The sequence below is a fragment of the Oleiphilus sp. HI0128 genome, from assembly GCF_001635365.1.
Genome location: NZ_LWGG01001067.1, coordinates 1 through 1,841, shown reverse-complemented (window position 1 = coordinate 1,841; position 1,841 = coordinate 1). Strand labels below are relative to the sequence as shown.

General features: G+C 38.3%; 2 protein-coding genes. One reads left to right on the top strand and one right to left on the bottom strand.

All coding sequences use genetic code 11. From position 1 onward, the window contains the following. On the bottom strand, positions 1-1,436 hold a 1,436-nt coding region (locus tag A3763_RS18235), incomplete at its 3' end, for a GAF domain-containing protein (protein ID WP_156495161.1). Between the two features lie 187 nt (positions 1,437-1,623). On the opposite strand from A3763_RS18235, the gene A3763_RS29705 reads away from it, so the two are divergent. Next, on the top strand, positions 1,624-1,841 hold a 218-nt coding region (locus A3763_RS29705; RefSeq protein WP_231872242.1), incomplete at its 3' end, for a hypothetical protein.

Below are 1,841 nucleotides of genomic sequence, written 5' to 3'. Positions count from 1 at the left end.
AGGTTAATCACACCAACGAGAATCTCTTTGTCGACAAGCGGTACACATAGTAAGGCACGCTCTTGCCCGCCAGCAGACGAGACAAAGTTCTTATCTTTTTCGGTATTTGGAACAAAAATAGTCTTTTTGGTTTCAGCTGCTTTGCCTAGAACACCTTGTCCCATATCAAACTTAACAGCTCCACTACCAGCTTCAATCGCTTTAGGTGGGAAATGTGCTTTCACCTCTAACTGCTGATTTTCATTTGTAAGAAAAACCGAACCCTGCGAAACGCCAATCTTTTCATGCATACTTTGAAGCACTTCTTCAAGAGCAATATTTTGACTCTGAGCACCGGCCAAAGAACGACCAATTGCATTCAATTTGGCAAGATCGATCATCTTCTTACGGATAGCTAAACGCATCGAGTTAAAGTTCTGGGTAGCAAGTAAAATCAGAACTATCAACATCACTATCGAACTCTTAAAGCCGAAGTCCAAACTACCTAACACTTCACCCTGCAAGTCATTAAAGCGAACATCTGCTGCTTTCAATAACTCGTCAAGCCCTTCAATAGATTGTGTTACTGCTGAATCTGCTTCAGACAACTTCTGTTTTGCAACTTCAATTTGCTCCAACTGCCGTTTTTTGTGATCAACAATTGAGGGTGTCTTTTTAATATATTCACTTATTTCAGCATAAGCATCAAAGGCGGCGGGAAGCATATCGTCTTCATCAAAATCCTTAAACACTTCAGCACCCTTAACGAACCAAGAGTGAGAGTCATTGATCGACCACTCAAAATCTCCCATACCTTCGCTGACTCGCCCGATATCCTGAGTGATTTTTATTTCATCAATGGTCTTAAATATATTATTAATCAAGGTAATCGATTGATTAGCAAAGCCTATTACCAAATCCATCTGATCCTTGTACTCTTCAGGTGGCAGGTAATATTGTATTTCATCAAGGGAAGCACCAACATTATCAACTAAGCCAAATAACACGTCAGCTTCTTCTAACATGTAATCTCTTGCCGTCAAAACTTCAGATTTTGACTCAAACATTTCGTTAACTGCATAACGGTAAAGGTCATAGTTACTTTTAATACCAATAACGAGCGCCTTCATTTGCTCATCAGATTCAGCTAGTTTTTCAAGACTGACATATCTTTCATCAAAACTTTTAGCGCCTTTATCGAATGATTTTTTAAAACTAGCAATCTCATCCTGATTCTCAGCATTAAATGCCAGAGAACTGAGTTTTGCTAATTTTAGTAGCTGTATCTGTACATCGTTACTTTCTTTCACGACAGGCACAGCCGTTTCATTCACCCTTGAGGTTGACCCATTGATGTCATTAAGATTCCATAAAGATGATAGCCCGGACACCAATAGCAAAGAGATGATAATGGCAAAACCGAGACCGACTTTCTGATTAAACGTTAATTGCAGCATAGTATTTTCTTTCTTTCTGATAGTTCTAAAGAATTTATTTTTTAACTCTCACCTAGTTACTTTAGCGTAGATTTTAGGAATGTCATGATTTCTCTAATATTTTTCCAGCAAGTTCAAAATATACTGCTAATATAATTTGTAAGCGTTTGATACCTTTCATATCCACCTAACTCAGATTTATAAGAAGATGACTGACAACAACACCCTTTTGTTTTCAATAGCTGCCTTTATTATTGGCAGTTTGATCACGTTTTTCGTGGTACGCACAAGAGCTAATAAGGCTATAGCCGCTATTAATGCTGATACAAACGCGCACCTGGATCAGATTACTCAGCTAGAGGAAAGTAACCAGACACTACAAGAACAATTAGATATCGCTCTAGGTTCTGTTTCATCTTTTGAAGA